Consider the following 12,651-nt stretch of genomic DNA (forward strand, 5'->3'; position numbering starts at 1 on the left):
TTTGACGAGGCCACGCAAGACCTTGCCTTTCGAACGCACCTGCTCCGCAATGATCATGACGGCCTTGCGTTTGTCGTCGCTGTTGATAGCAGCACGGACCTCCGGCCAACCTTCTTCCCGAATTATAGACGAACGAGACAGGGGCGTCGAACTCGTTTTGTGTCAGGTAGGCAGAGGCGCTCCGGCAAACGATTGCCTCAGAACTCGGGAGATGGGTCTGTGGAATAGGGCTCTGCAGATCGCCTGTCAGACTGAAGAGATTTTTATTTTATCTCTTCGTAGCGTGTGATGAAGCTGCGCTCATTGTCGAACGGGCAATAGAACCTGAGCGGGTTTCCCCTTTATCTTTGGCTTGGCGATCCAGACGCACCAGAACGAGGGGAGAATGATATTGCGCAAAGCCTTTCTTTAGTATTGCGATTAATTCTTAACTACAGTATCGAGGTCCGGGTGTTTCCTTAACTGACGTGATCTCATGAATTCTAACGTCACTCTTTTGACAGAGCTGCTTCTGAAAGAGCGTCCATCACTCTTGCGCCTGATTAAGCGGATTGTGGGCAGTGTGACGGATGCCGAGGATCTGACGCAGACCCTCTGGTTGCGTATTCAGTCTGTGACTGACAGCCCGCCTATTGAGAACAAGCAGGCCTATCTGTATCGTTTGGCCCGTAATGTTGCGCTGGATCGCCTGCGTGCCTTCGACCGGCATAATGCAGTTTTTGAGGCAGCACCTTTGTTGGATGAGGTTGTGGCTCCGCTTCCATCTGCGGAAACTCATCTGATTGATCGAGAAAATTTAGAAATTCTTCTTCAGGCGATAGAAGGTTTGCCGCCCCGGTGCAGGGAGGTTTTTATTTTACGGAAAGTCGAAAACCTCAAAATTTCGGAAATTTCTGAACATCTCGGGATGTCATCCAGTATGGTAGCGCGCCACCTGCAACATGCACTCACCCATTGTATGGCACGGCTTAAAGAAACTGGTGTGCCTTGATCATCCGCGTTTTTATTCTCCACAGGCATTCTGTCTGTTTTTAAAAGTCTTTTCCATGTCAGATCCTTTTAGTGATAGTGATGATGAAGCGTCTCGCTGGGTAATCCAGCAGGATATGGGGCCGCTTTCTGGGGATGATGAGCGGGAGTTTCTTGCATGGTTGCAACATGATGTTGCCCATCAGGAAGCGTATCTCCGGGCACAGAAAACATGGGCGGCTATGAGTGCCCCGAGTATTACACAGGCTCTGGCACAACACACATCAGCAGTCGCAGTAATTCCCAAACGGAGGCGTCGTTTTGGTAAGGCCAGAAATGGCTGGGCAGTCGCAATTGCAGCTTGCCTTGCCTTAGGGATGTACGTTGGTGAACCACCCGTATTGTTATGGTGGCAGGCAAGTGAGACTTCCCGCGTAGGAGAAATCCGGACAGTAACGCTGGCGGACGGGTCACAAGTGCAGTTGGATAGTGATAGTGCGATTGCTGTGCATTACACAGACAAGAAGCGGGAAGTACGCCTTTTAAAAGGCCAGGCTGCTTTTACGGTCACGCCGGACCGAGAGCACCCCTTTGTTGTGACGGCGGAAAATGGAGATACTACGGCGCTAGGCACGCGCTTTATCATCAAGCGCAATGCGGCTCTGACCGATGTGACGGTGACAGAACACAGTGTGCGTGTTCAGGCGCAAGGGCATAATGCGCTATCTGAGGTCATTGTGCATGAAGGTGAGAGTACAACTTACGGCCCTCAAGGTGTCTTTGCGGCTCATGAGGTGGATGTTGACACTCAGGCTGCCTGGACCCGAGGTCGGCTGGTGTTTGTGGACCAGCCGCTGAAAACCGTGATCAACGAGCTGGCGCGCTATCATCGAGGGTACATCACACTCATCAACGCAGAGGTTGGTAAGCTGCGGGTGAGTGGTTCTTTTGATGCGACAGACCCTTTGGCGGCCCTTGATACGTTGGAGCATTCGATAGGCCTGCATATTACAAAAGTGACCAATGCTTTGATTTTTATAAGGAAATAATATTTTCCAAAAATCTTTCAATTTTGACGTTCGCGTTTTTTGTTTTCAAGCGTCATCAGGAATGAGAGGCATTTGCAAAATAGGCAATGCCATATAATTCTGCTTACTCTGATGGGGCTAACTCAAAGCGATGCTGCCTGTTACGATCAATACCCATGCCTCAAAGCTCAGAAGTTTTGCAGCCTCGCTGCTTTTTACTACAGCCAGCATATCTGTGACGACAGTTGTTACTGTTTCCGAAGTGCATGCCCAAACGCTGCAAACCTATAATATTCCGGCGGGCTCACTGGCTACGGCTTTAAATCGCTTTAGTGAAGTATCAAATATCCAGCTTGTGTATGATGCATCTCTGACCCGCAACCTGCAATCGCCGGGTATAAAAGGCACGATGCTGCCAGCCGAGGCTTTATCGCATCTGCTATCAGGCAGTGGTTTATTATACAGATTCACGAATGGTAAGTCCGTTACCCTGACAAAACCGTCCAACACCATTACCCTTGGCCCAGTCAGGGTTGGCGGCGTATTACAAAAACAGGCTCCAGACACAGCAATGATTGGTAACCTTCCCCCTGTTTTTCCAGGAGGGGATGTCGCGCGTGGTGGGCAGATGGGTATGCTTGGCAATAAGGACGTCATGGACACCCCCTTTAACGCCACCAGTTATACAGCCGATTTTATTAAAAACCGTCAGATACGGAATATCCGTGATGCGTTAAAGGATGATCCATCTGTAAGGAGCACGTTTACAACGGGTAGTCCGGGTTATGAGGCTATGACTGTCCGGGGTTTTAATGTGCTGAGCACAGATATGTCTTTTGGTGGCCTTTACGGCATTGTGCCAGCACCAGCGACTTTGTCTGAAGTGGCAGAGCGTGTGGAGGTTTTGAAAGGTCCGGCCGCTTTATTAAATGGCATGTCACCGGGTGGCTCTATTGGGGGGGCTATCAATATTGTTCCAAAACGGGCGCATGATACACCACTGACAGAGGTTGAGGCTGATTATACCTCTAATAGTCAATTTGGCGGTCATCTTGATCTGGGGCACCGGTTTGGAAAAAACAAGAATTTCGGGCTGAGAGCAAATGGTGTTATTCGCTCTGGTAATACAGCCATAGAACGCAACAGTATGAGAACAGCCCTGACATCGTTAGGGGCTGATGCCAGATTTAAACATGTGCGTCTTTCTGCTGATTTTGGATATCAGTATCGCGGGATTGATGGAACAGTTCCCTATTTTTCCTTACAGGATACGACGCCAATCCCACAGGCCGATAAAGTAAGCCGTAACCTTGGTGCGCCGTGGAGCAGGGATCGTAGTCAGGATTATTTTGGGGTTTTTAAAAGCGAAGTTGATTTGCTTCGCAATGTTACGGCGTATGGTGCTGTTGGTATGAGTTCTAATCAGGCGCATGGTTTGATGATAAAATCAATCAGCAATATTGACAGTCGTGGGCTCGGAAATGGGAGTGCCAATGCAACAGGGAATGAAAGCACGAATATAACCGCAGATCTTGGTTTAAGGGCGCATCTTAAAACAGCATTCTTGCTGCATGAACTGGCTTTTGCGGCCAATAGATACCAGTCTGATTCTGGAACTTTTTCTCAATATGAAACAATGAACCGTGGCACTGTGCCGATTGATGGCTATACGGCTTTTGCACGACCAACAATCAAGGTGCCGGGGCATGTGCCTCATACAGCCTCTTCCACACTGTCCAGCCTGGCATTTGCCGATACGATTTCAGCCTTGGACAAGCGTATTCAGGTAACTGCAGGTTTGCGGGTACAACGTGTGCAGTCTGCAAATTTTAGTGCTTCAACCGGGCTGAGAACCAGTAGTTACGATCAGACGGCTATTAGCCCTGCTGTTATGGCTGTGTTCAAACCTGTTAAGAATGTAATGGTTTATGGAAACTGGATACAAGGCCTCCAGCAGGGGACAATCGTAGGTTCCACCTATGCCAATGCCGGTGAGATTTTTTCACCTTATAAATCGACCCAGTATGAGGTGGGTGTTAAAGGTGACTTTGGGAGGTTTGTTGCAACATTCGATGTTTTTCAGATCATGCAGCCCAGCACCATTTATGACAGTGCAACAAATATTCTGTCATTGAATGGAGAGCAGCGTAATCGTGGCTTGGAGCTGAATGTTGTGGGGCAGCTTGCCAAAGGCCTTCACATTGCTGGTGGGTTAATGCTGATTGACCCTCGCCTGACCAAAACACAAGGTGGGAAGACCGACGGATGGAAAGCTGCCGGAGTATCAACCGTTAACTTCAATGTCGGTCTTAATTACGATATTCCCTGGGTCAAGAACCTCGCTTTGACAAGCGATGTTACATATACGAGTTCGCAATATCTGGATACGATTGTGCCACGTCGTAGTTTCCCTGGCTGGGTCAGGCTTGATCTGGGTGCGCGCTATAGCATCAAAAACCCGGCGTCTCAGGATGGAGGCAGGCTGTCGTTCTATCTCAATGTCGATAACGTGGCCAACACCCGCTACTGGAATAGCATGGGTCCGTATGCAGCTTACTTCTTGACACTTGGCGCGCCGCGCACAGTCCGTTTTGCCATTTCGGCTGATTTTTGAGTTCTTGTGGTGTGGATAGCCCTGTCTTGGTGTTCGATTAGAGTTTTGTAAAATGCTCAAAATTCAGTAGTTTCGTACCTGCGGCAAGACGCTTAAAAACTGTGGAAGAATATGCGGTTCGGGTATGCCTCTGTGGCAGTCAAATCCACCATAGAGGCTCCAAAATCATGCAAGCAAATTGACCTGATGCTTCAGGACATGGTGCCTGAAGAGAGCATCGGCTTCATCCTGCAATTCCCGCAAAATCGTGGTGTTGATGTGGTGAATGCTCCAGTTCCTAGCGACGATGGCTTTGTGCCAGGCGCGGCGTAGGCCAGGGCTGGTGTCGTCGGTAGCCAGAATATAGGCGGCCTGATCGATATTATGTGGAATGTCACGGCCCAGTCGTTCAAGCCCATCAAAAAAACTGGCTATGGTATAAGCCCCGATGGTTTGTGCCTGAGTGGTCCAAAAAACCGAACGGTTGGGAATAAGCGCCTCGGACCCCTGCAATAACCGCATAGTACCTGTTGTCAGTGCGTAGTCCTGATAGGGGGCAAAGGTGATCAAGGCATCAAGTTGGGCCTGTTGAAGCGCTGCGAGTCCTTCGGCGGGGAGGACATCGCGGGTGATGACATCGTTTAAATTTAAGCCTTCTTTTTCAAGTGCTTTTGCTAGTAGGTAGGTCTGAAAAGAGCCTTCTGCAAGTCCGATGGTTTTGCCTGCCAGATCCTGCACGGTCATGATGTCAGAGTCGGTTGAGACGACAAGAGCACCATCGCGCCGCCGCTGTGCGGACGCGGCCAGAAAGGTGACGTCCTGCCCATTGGCGGCAGCAAAAATAGGTACTGTGGAACTGGTGCCACAAATATCAATCTCCCCAGTGGCAAGAAGAGCCGCACTGTCTCGACCATTGGCGTAGCGGATAAATTCTACAGCGATATTTGGGAAAGTTCCCTCCCAGCGAGATGCCAGCACCAGATGCAGGTTCGCTGGGTGCACCCCGATACGGAGCGGGCGTTTGCCCTTTATAATGGTCGGGATGGGAAGGGAGGTGGCATTCATGTTCCATATTATACCGACACAGACAGCGGATTCCAGATGATAAACAGAGGTAATCAGAACGGGTTGCAGCTGGGAGCATAATTAAGCATACTCGTGGCGTGAAATTGCTCAGACAGCATAACCACGCAACCAAAAGGCGTGCCCATGACAAAAATTGTAGACTGTTCGCCTGCAGACAATGCGCTCGAACTGCTCAAGCAACTCGCTAACCCCAATCGGTTGGCCATTGTCGGCAGCCTTCTGGAGGGCCCCCGCTCCGTGGCGGAGCTGGAGCTGGTTCTCTCCATCCGTCAGCCCACGCTGTCCCAGCAAATTACCTCCCTGCGGGATGCCGGGCTCATTGAAGGTCGTAGGGAAGGGCGGCATACAATTTATTTTTTGTGTGACGAGCGTGTCACCTCTGTCATGCGTTTTTTAGCCACTCTTTACCCAGACCTTCTGCCCGCGCAGTTACGCATTCTACCGCCTTTTGGCAATATGAACTGCACGGACCTGCCTGAGATGATTGTTGATATGCGGTTGTCTGCCCAGGACGTGTATTAACCCGCTATTTCATGCGGCGATGCTGAGGGACGAGGCTTCACGCAGTGGACGTGGGTCAATCCACTCATGAATATCAAAATCAGTGTTGATGAAGCCATGGTGCAGAAGGAAATTTTTCTGAATTTCCAAGGCATTAATCCATTCTGGCTCCAGGCGTATTTCCAAACTCTGCGGTAATGCAGGCCCGTAGGCGGCAAAAGCATCGGCCGCTGTTGTGTTGGTTTCACGTCCGACGATTTCAAAAACCTGTTCTTCATGGGTTTTAGCCCAGACGGCAGCGCGCTGTAGCACGGCAAGATAGTGTGCCACGAGGTCTGGTCGTGTTTGGGCGAAAAGGCGGTCAACAGTGACCGGTCGAGGGGTGCCGTTGTTGATTTTGAATTTTTGGTCTGTAAAGGCGTTGATGTCGGCGATAATGCGTAGCCCGTGCTCACGCTGTAGGGCGACTGCCTGTGCGCCTTTGGCGTAAATGGCGTCCACCCGGTCCGCCAGCAGAGCATCAGCAATAACATCCCGCCAGGGCTTGGTGTCATTGTGGCCTTGTGTAAATCGGGTGGGACCGGCTTTGAATTCACGGATCGTCACATCATTCAGGCTGAGTCCCTGGCTGGCCAGAACGGAGACATAACCATGCAATGCCATTGCACGGGCAAAGTCGATTGTATCGTCCGGGCGCAAGGGTAGGGCGAGTGTTTTGCTAGCCAGATCTGCGGCGGAGGTAATCTGGCTCTCGGGTCGGACAAGAATAAACTGCGCTTCATCGACCCATGTAAGTCCGACAACAACAGTATCTTGCCCGCGTGAACGCGCCCAGATTGCTGGGATATTACCACCTTCACGGAACAGGCCATGTAAGTTGTGGTTGAAATGCGCGCTACGGACATTTTCTTCAGGTGCATCACGCAGAGAATGTAGCTGAATACCTTTGTTCAGCAAGCTTTCCCGCAACCAACCCTTATCCAGAGCAATGCCAGTTGCCGTGGGTACGGGGCAGCGTGTGTACCAGAGTGATGAAATGTTGTGGGGAGAGATGGAAGCGGAATCCGACATGACAGCGACCCTCATGGGGTTAAACACACAAAATAAACGTCATATATATAAATATAACATTTTTTGTGAGTCAATGTGTCGGGCACTTTCACCAACATATCTTGAGAGATGGGGGTGGTGGAAATTCATTCGGACATATTGATCTGATCCGAATCTGTGACATGCGTAGTCATGATGGCAAAAAATAATCATTAACCATTTGAAAAATAATATTTTTATGTCTTCTGAAGGTGGTTGATGCCTTGGCCTGGTGACTTTCTAGGGGCGTGGTTGAACACTCAACAAACCTCAAAACCTAGCATGAAGAACGCAAAATAATTTTGCTGCATGCTCTGGTGTTCCTTTGTTCTGAGAGTGTCGAGTGTCTGGAAATGTCTTCAATTCAAGACGCATAAAAATAATCAACCATTTGATTTAAAATGGTTTTTATAAAAACAAAGCCTATTGCTTTGGGGTGGCACCGTCTACGCCTGCCAAAAATTACACAAAAAACATTATATAAAAAAATATACCGTAATGTTGACACGGCATCAGCAAAATGCATCTTAATGATGTGTTATTTTTTTAACGCACGAAAACGAATCGTTATAAAATCCAACAGCTAGACAGCAGCGCCCCGGATGGTCGGTGGCGGCATGTCGGGAGAGGTCTGGTTATGAGTAAAACTGCCAGTTCGGGCACAAAAAAACGCCAGCTTGTTCTTGGGGCTTTCCTGACACGTTATGGCCACCACCCCGGCGCATGGCGTCAGCCTGAAACACAGTTGGGCGTCGGGCCGGATTTTGCATCCTGGCTACATCTGGCGCGCACGGCCGAGCGCGGCAAATTCGACACGGTTTTTCTGGCTGACTTCGTGGGGATGGGGGGGGATGACCTGTCCAGCTACGAAAAAGGGGCAGGTTTTCATGGGTTTGAACCACTGAGCCTGATTTCTGCCTTGGCCGCAGCGACAACACATGTCGGGCTGGTGGCTACGGTGAATACCAATTTTTCCCATCCCTACACTTTGGCGCGCACTATGGCCTCTATCGACCATCTGAGCGGTGGGCGCGTGGGGTGGAATGTTGTGTCGTCCTTGTCTCCCGGTTCCATCGCCACATTTGGTGTGCATGACCCGCTGGACCACGCTGCCCGCTATGATCGGGCAAGTGAGTTTATAGATGTAGCAAAAAAGCTTTGGGACAGTTGGGATGATGATGCTTTTGATCATCCCGACAAATCCAGCGGGCGTTTTCTCAGTGCTGATCAGGGCCACCCTGTGCACCATCATGGCACGTATTTTGATGTGGACGCAGTACTGGACCTGCCGCGCCCAGTACAGGGCTACCCGGTTTTTGTGCAGGCGGGCAACTCCGATACAGGCCGGGATTTTTCTGCCCGCCATGCTGAAATGATTTATGCTGCCGCTCAGTTTGTTGAGGATGCCAAGGATTACTATGACGATGTCAAAGGTCGACTGGCACGTTGGGGGCGCTCGCCAGACCAGTTGAAGATTACTCCCGGTCTTTCCTTTTCCATCGGCAGGACTGAAGAAGAGGCGCATGAAAAGTTTGAGCGCCTGCAAGGTGCTGTCAATTTTTCTGGCCCGGTTGAACTCATGGGGGTGGATCTGACAGGCTATCCGCTGGACGGGCCATTGCCGACGGATATTCCCGTGCCAGAAAATGGTAAGGGTCGGTGGGCGCAGGTGGTCCGTCTGGCAGAACGTGAAAAGCTGACCATTCGCCAACTGGTGCTGCGTTACAACGTGGTGCGCGGGCATCGTGTTGTCATTGGCACCCCGGCCCAGGTGGCAGACCAGATTGAAGACTGGTTTCTTAAAGGTGTGGTTGACGGGTTTAACCTTATCTCCCCACTGAACCCTGCTTTTCTTGAAGAGTTTGTTGATCTGGTTGTGCCGGAATTGCAGCGTCGTGAGATCTTTCGCACCGAGTATGAAGGCAAAACCCTGCGCGATCGCCTGAACCTTCCTCGCCCGGCTAATCAGCATTCGCGGCTGGTGGAAAAAGCACGAGAGGCCGTTCAGGCTTAACTATTCTTCCGGCTCTGAGAAATTACACAATAAAAGCGCTTTATTTCTCAGAATCCGTAAAAACTTATGATGTAAAAACGTTTTTCCAAGGATAATTCTGTATGACCACCACCTCTCAGAGCAAAGGGGCGAGTGCTGATCTCACTCCGGAAACCACGGCGTTTATCGAGACAGTCAAGCACGAGGCGGGACGGGCTTTTAACGCATTTCGCACAACTGGCACCATTACCGCCAATGGTACTGTCGGGTTTATTGAACGTGTGCCGGGTCAGGAACTGCTTGTTGCAGTCAATTATCCAGGTCCGTTTGAGGTTGATCAACCCTTGAGCGCTCATGTTTTCGATCTTCAGGGCAAGGCTGTGCTGGGCAACCCGCAGGGGGCAAACCGTTATGCCAGGGTTTTTCGGGAGCAGCCAACTATAACAAGCCTGAGCCATGTCCATTCACCCAGTCTGGGGGCATGGGCGCAAACACACCGCAGTTTTCCTATTCATTATGTTCCTGTCCAGCGTTTTCGTCTGAGCCGTGAGCTGCCAGTCTATATTGACCGGCGGCAGGCAGAAGATGATTTCATTCTGGAAACGCTGTCCCGCACGCCTGAAACACCGGGCATTATCGAGGCTAATGGGGGGGCAACAGTCTGGGGCTGGAAAGGGCTGCGCGATCTGGCTGAGTTTATTCTGCTGCTCGAAGAGGGCGCGGATATCCAGATCCGTGCGCAGGCTGTTGGCGGTTCGCGGCCATTTGGCCCCGGTGTGCTGCGTCAGCAGTGGACGATGAGTGGCCTGTATGACCGTGCGAGAGCCGAGAATCTGCTGACAGCATCCGATCTGCCGAGCTGAGAAAACGCACCGTGGATGGGGTGGGGGCACGCATCGCGGTGGTGAAAGGGCAGGGTACGGTGGTTCGTGGCAGTGGTCGATAGCACTGCCACATCCCCCGGTATGCCGTAATTTCTTGCAATTTTTGAAAAAATGACCCGGTCCGGCCGTGACCACGAGGAAGACATGACAGTGCGGAAGGCGTCCCGTATACGCAATTACAACACGATTATCGTCCTGGGCCTGGCCTTTGATGTAATGACTGTGCCATTTCTGTCAGGGGCGCAGGCTCAGTCTGCTACTCCGGTCGGAGCGGCGGTCAAGTCAGGGGCAAAAAAGGACGCCAGGAAGCCGCTGCCTGAATCTCAGCAGAGCGAGCAACTGCTTGTGACAGGGCAAAAACTGCGTATTGCAGGGGCCAAGCCTGAGACGCAGGCTGTAACCCGCACGACCTTGACCCGCCAGCAGATCGAGCAATACACGGGCGGCCTGTCCACGGCGGTAAGCGGTAGCCTCAATTACGTAGGGGGCGTGCACTTTGCAGGCAATGATGGAACAGGCATTGCGGAAGGTACCTTTACCATTCGTGGGTTTTCGGGGGACCAAATCGGCTTTACACGCGACGGCGTGCCGTTGAATGACCCGATGTTTCTGACCCCGCATGTTGATTTTATGGGCGATCCGGAAAACTACGAGGATGTGCAGGTTATTTACGGGTCACCATCAATCAATGCACCGACGCTGACGGCAAGCGGCGGGCAGGTCAAGATTGATACCCTTAATCCGTCTGACAAGCCGTCTTTCTTCTATAAGCAGACATTTGGCAATAATGATCTGTTTCGGGAATTCGGTCGGGTCAATTTTGGCAAGCACGGTGGATTTTCGGGGTGGGTATCGGCCTCCCATACCAGTGGCAGCCTTTGGACAAATAACGGCGGGAGCGAGGCAGCAACCCGTTACGAAGCTAATCTGCGTTACCAGTGGGGGGAGGAGAACGAGATCAAACTGGTGGCCTCAAGCTACGACATGCAGACTAATGCCTTCAGCTATCCCACCTTGGCGCAGTATCAGACGCAGCCTTACGGCACCAATTTTGGGTCACGCGTGTTAACCACCGGGCATGGAACATATGGGGTTGCGGATGTTTCCTCCACCACGGCACCGGCACAAGCCCTCAACCGGGCAGATTTTCGTATTCAGACCTTTGGGCTGAACACGCATTTCAAGCTGCATGACAGGGTCAGACTGAACTTTACGCCCTATTTTGTGCATGTCGCCAGCGGGATGGCCACATTCGGTGCCATGACATTGCCTGAAGGGTTGGTAAACTCTGACCTGAATGGGGATGGTGACAGGCTGGATACCACGTCGGTCGGTTTTGGCGTGCTGCCAACCCAGAACAGGGGCGGCTTTACAACCACCGTGGATGCAAAACTGGCGAATTGGGATACTGTTCAGGTCGGCTTTTGGTACGATCATACCGGTGCCAGCAATCAGATGCCCTTTTTGCGGATTAATGACAACGGGTCACCCCAGGCAACGGATGGGAGCCACCTTCTGACCGATGCCTCGGGCCGTAAGCTCTATCTGACCAACCAGGATGATGTGATCGAGACTGAGAAAGTCTGGGTGCAGAATGACCTGCGACCCATCCAGTCATTGGATATTGTCTCGGCTCTGGCATGGCAGCATACGCAAAACAGTGGTCACAACAATGCCGGTTTCTTCACCGGGGAGGAATATGACCGTTCGCAAGGGTATTACCATCTGCTGCCTAGTGGCTCTATTTCCTACCGGTTGAATGGGCACAACCAGTTTTATTACAACGACACGCTGAACATTCGCCCGCCTGCCATTGCCAGCATTTATGGCAATGGCACCCCCAAGGCAGAAACAACCTGGAATCAGGAACTGGGCTGGCGGTATACCAGTCGGCAGGTTTTTGTTGATGCCTCTGTTTTTCTGGCAAAGTTTAAAAACCGTCAGGTTTCCTACGCGGTTAACAGCGCGGAAACAGCCTACTTTAACGCAGGCAATGTGACATCGCGCGGGGCGCAGGTTTCCGTTCATGGTAAGCTGCCTTATAATTTCAACTACTTTGCCTCATGGGCCTTTGTGGATGCACGGCAGGCATCCAACTATACCTATAACGGAATTGTTGCTCCCACGCGCGACAAGCAGCTTTTCAATACGCCGCAGCACACGCTTGTCGCGGGTCTTGGGTATGATGACGGGAAATTCTATTCCAACTTCCTGATCCATTATACGTCATCATTCTATGGTGACTTGGCAAATACCCAGAAAATTCCGGGCTATGAAACGTTCGACCTGAACTTTGGCTATCATTTCCATGTTCCTGTTCGGCATCTGGGCGCCGGTACGGTTTCTCTTAACCTCAATAACATTGCTAATCGCCATTATCTGGGTGGGGTATATTCCGGTACAGTGGACGCAGCACCGGGGAACAGTTTTTCTGCCAGCCCCACATATATTCGGGGTGCACCGCGCACAGTTTTTGCCAATATTTCGATGGAAATTGAGTAATGATTG

At 51.2% G+C, this 12,651-nt stretch carries 9 protein-coding genes; 7 read left to right on the forward strand and 2 right to left on the reverse strand.

Annotated elements, in window-relative coordinates:
• The first annotated feature begins 475 nt into the window (after nt 1-475).
• From FLP30_RS09535 to FLP30_RS09545, 3 genes are all read left to right on the forward strand, one after another.
• A complete protein-coding gene (locus FLP30_RS09535; protein WP_149279623.1) occupies nt 476-991 on the forward strand; it encodes an RNA polymerase sigma factor in 516 nt (171 codons plus the stop codon).
• Nucleotides 981-2,018 (forward strand): FecR family protein, encoded by a 1,038-nt coding sequence (locus tag FLP30_RS09540; RefSeq protein WP_168200082.1) that lies wholly within the window; start codon nt 981-983, stop codon nt 2,016-2,018. Before FLP30_RS09535 ends, FLP30_RS09540 begins: the two co-directional genes overlap by 11 nt.
• 130 nt (nt 2,019-2,148) lie before the next feature.
• Nucleotides 2,149-4,611, forward strand: a complete 2,463-nt coding sequence (locus FLP30_RS09545; protein WP_149279625.1) for a TonB-dependent receptor — start codon at nt 2,149-2,151, stop codon at nt 4,609-4,611.
• 165 nt (nt 4,612-4,776) lie between these two features.
• On the opposite strand, the gene FLP30_RS09550 is transcribed toward FLP30_RS09545, so the two are convergent.
• Nucleotides 4,777-5,655 (reverse strand): ABC transporter substrate-binding protein, encoded by an 879-nt coding sequence (locus FLP30_RS09550; RefSeq protein WP_149279626.1) that lies wholly within the window; start codon nt 5,653-5,655, stop codon nt 4,777-4,779.
• A gap of 144 nt (nt 5,656-5,799) precedes the next feature.
• Here FLP30_RS09550 and FLP30_RS09555 point away from each other — a divergent pair, with 144 nt between their 5' ends.
• Nucleotides 5,800-6,198 (forward strand): ArsR/SmtB family transcription factor, encoded by a 399-nt coding sequence (locus FLP30_RS09555; RefSeq protein ID WP_210419267.1) that lies wholly within the window; start codon nt 5,800-5,802, stop codon nt 6,196-6,198.
• A gap of 9 nt (nt 6,199-6,207) precedes the next feature.
• Here FLP30_RS09555 and FLP30_RS09560 read toward each other — a convergent pair whose 3' ends face one another.
• Nucleotides 6,208-7,248, reverse strand: a complete 1,041-nt coding sequence (locus FLP30_RS09560; RefSeq protein WP_149279628.1) for an ABC transporter substrate-binding protein — start codon at nt 7,246-7,248, stop codon at nt 6,208-6,210.
• Nucleotides 7,249-7,903: 655 nt separating this feature from the next.
• Here FLP30_RS09560 and FLP30_RS09565 point away from each other — a divergent pair.
• From FLP30_RS09565 to FLP30_RS09575, 3 genes are all read left to right on the forward strand, one after another.
• Nucleotides 7,904-9,280, forward strand: coding sequence for an LLM class flavin-dependent oxidoreductase (locus FLP30_RS09565; RefSeq protein ID WP_149279629.1), 1,377 nt, complete (start codon nt 7,904-7,906; stop codon nt 9,278-9,280).
• A gap of 101 nt (nt 9,281-9,381) precedes the next feature.
• Nucleotides 9,382-10,122, forward strand: a complete 741-nt coding sequence (locus tag FLP30_RS09570; protein ID WP_149279630.1) for a class II aldolase/adducin family protein — start codon at nt 9,382-9,384, stop codon at nt 10,120-10,122.
• 165 nt (nt 10,123-10,287) lie between these two features.
• Nucleotides 10,288-12,645: a TonB-dependent receptor domain-containing protein gene (locus FLP30_RS09575; protein WP_168200083.1), complete on the forward strand. Its 2,358-nt coding sequence runs from the start codon at nt 10,288-10,290 to the stop codon at nt 12,643-12,645.
• Nucleotides 12,646-12,651 lie beyond the last annotated feature (6 nt).

This window comes from Acetobacter vaccinii, assembly GCF_008365315.1.
Taxonomy (GTDB): domain Bacteria; phylum Pseudomonadota; class Alphaproteobacteria; order Acetobacterales; family Acetobacteraceae; genus Acetobacter; species Acetobacter vaccinii.

What these genes read in the sequence shown, in the direction of transcription:
- FLP30_RS09545 (WP_149279625.1), top strand. Translation starts at nt 2,149, where the DNA reads ATGCTGCCTGTTACGATCAATACCCATGCCTCAAAGCTCAGAAGTTTT.
- FLP30_RS09565 (WP_149279629.1), top strand. Translation starts at nt 7,904, where the DNA reads ATGAGTAAAACTGCCAGTTCGGGCACAAAAAAACGCCAGCTTGTTCTT.
- FLP30_RS09535 (WP_149279623.1), top strand. Translation starts at nt 476, where the DNA reads ATGAATTCTAACGTCACTCTTTTGACAGAGCTGCTTCTGAAAGAGCGT.
- FLP30_RS09575 (WP_168200083.1), top strand. Translation starts at nt 10,288, where the DNA reads ATGACAGTGCGGAAGGCGTCCCGTATACGCAATTACAACACGATTATC.
- FLP30_RS09555 (WP_210419267.1), top strand. Translation starts at nt 5,800, where the DNA reads ATGACAAAAATTGTAGACTGTTCGCCTGCAGACAATGCGCTCGAACTG.
- FLP30_RS09560 (WP_149279628.1), bottom strand. Translation starts at nt 7,248, where the DNA reads ATGTCGGATTCCGCTTCCATCTCTCCCCACAACATTTCATCACTCTGG.
- FLP30_RS09550 (WP_149279626.1), bottom strand. Translation starts at nt 5,655, where the DNA reads ATGAATGCCACCTCCCTTCCCATCCCGACCATTATAAAGGGCAAACGC.
- FLP30_RS09570 (WP_149279630.1), top strand. Translation starts at nt 9,382, where the DNA reads ATGACCACCACCTCTCAGAGCAAAGGGGCGAGTGCTGATCTCACTCCG.